Here is a 1,858-nt window from a genome sequence, read left to right as displayed (position 1 = left end):
CTGCTCAGGCGGTTTGCATGATTGCCGCTTTTCGCACTTTGTTAAAAAGGCTTTAGCCTATTGGTACAGCTTCTAAAAATATCCTCGGTCTTCATAGAGTTCCTCCATGATTGATAAATTATCTGGAGTCATGCACTCTCTTACCGCTTTCCATTGTGTGGGTGACATTAAAAGACGCCGTGGCTTCTCCGAATCGAGAGAGCTGATAAGTTCGAATCTCTCCATCCATTTGAGCAGAGCAAGCGCACGGCTATAAGCCAAATTAAACCGGCGTTGAAGCATAGCGACCGTAATATACTCCGTTTCTAAAATCATTTCCGCTACGGTGTCAATCAGTTCGGCATCGCTAAGCCTGGGGGAAGAAAACGCTTCCTGCATTTCAATTTCTCCTCCATCAGAATTTTCTGATTGATCCAAAGCCGGAGCTTCCAAAGAATCATCAACGCAAAAAGGCTTTGAACCATGTTTTCCCTCAGCGGTGGCCATTACAAAACGTATTCCCTTTTTATCGGAGAATTGTGCACCGAAAATTATACCTGTGTCCTCTGAAAACGCTTCAGTTAATGGATTTGTAATTTGTTCAATTAGCTCCAAATCGCACTCATAGTCCGCAATAATCATAAGAACGGTAAGCAACACCACACGGTCTGGTGCTGGCCGCATCTTTTTCACTGCTCTTTTTACCATTGCCACCGCTTCTTCTGCGGATGCGGCAGGGGGGCTTTCATAGAGGAACACGGCCTCACCGCATTTCAATTGCAGTATGTCCGATTCGTCCACATTGATGAAACCGGGTTCTTCCAGTATCCCGAGCGCATGAAGCAGATATTCATAATTTTTTTCCTTGCTCATGTTGATCCGGCGCTTTCGCGGACGTTCTCTAAGGAGCGATTTCAATTTCTTCCACATAGTTCCAATCAATCCTTTCTGGTGGATTTTTTAACTGCTGGTAAGCTCTCCACATCATGTCCGCAACCAGTTGGGGGCGTACTCCGCCCGCCAAGCCTCCAAACATGGGAATAACGATGCTTTCGATACTGTACTCCGCCGCACACATCAGGGTTGTCCGCATACATTGATAGATGACCTGCGGGTCTAAAATCCGCTGGGGTGTGCGCATGGTGGGTGTATGGATCAGCGCGTGGCCGTCTCTTCCTGCGTCAATCAAAAAGCTGGTTCCCACCGGCTGTTCACCGTAAAAATGGTCGATGATATGTTGCTGCACTCGCTTTTGCAGCTGGTCCCCAAACCATTCAGTAATCGCCAGATCATACCCGCCGTCCATCAGGCCGAAGGCATTGGCCGGAGATACCACGCACTGCACCTGACGCATTTCCATAAAATGCTGGAACTCATCGCAAACGATCTCCACCTCCGGCGCGGAATCAAAATACAGCTCCAGAAATTTGCATTTTCGCAAATCACGCTCCAGCAGGCAAATCTTTTCCGGAATCGGGCCGCAGGGAACGGGATACAGCCGCTTGATAAATGGGGGTATATACTCCATTCCCAATACCGTAAGGAGCTCCCGCCGCTGGCGGTCCATCAACAGGTCGGACAGTAACTGTTCCGTTTCCGGTTTTCCGCTAAGGCTCTGCACCTCCGACAGAGCAAAACGCGGAGTTGTACACAGGCGCGTCAGGAACGCTCCGCTGATATCTTCTCGGATGTCCTGTATAACTGCCGCCATAAAATCGCTGGCGCTTTGAAATTCTCCCATTTGCTGTTCCCGCTCCAACCGGGTGCCGCCCACCAGCAAGGTCAGGCAGTCAATAGTAATGCGCCGCATAAAAGTTCCTCCATATTTTTGGTTTCCCACTGATCTGTTCCAAGCATAACACATTCCCCTGTACCAAAA

General features: G+C 48.9%; 2 protein-coding genes. Both read right to left on the bottom strand.

What is annotated here, in order from left to right:
• Positions 1-72: 72 nt before the first annotated feature.
• Complete coding sequence (locus NFS22_RS23470; protein ID WP_251320038.1) at positions 73-909, bottom strand: DNA translocase FtsK; 837 nt, start codon at positions 907-909, stop codon at positions 73-75.
• Entirely contained in the window at positions 881-1,789 is a 909-nt protein-coding gene (locus NFS22_RS23465) for a macro domain-containing protein (protein WP_251320037.1), read from the bottom strand. Before NFS22_RS23465 ends, NFS22_RS23470 begins: the two co-directional genes overlap by 29 nt.
• Positions 1,790-1,858 lie beyond the last annotated feature (69 nt).

The organism is Flintibacter muris, from assembly GCF_943192995.1.
Classification (GTDB): Bacteria; Bacillota; Clostridia; order Oscillospirales; family Oscillospiraceae; genus Lawsonibacter; species Lawsonibacter muris.
Note: the sequence above shows the minus strand (reverse complement) of the source record. Positions and strands in the feature narration are given on the sequence as shown.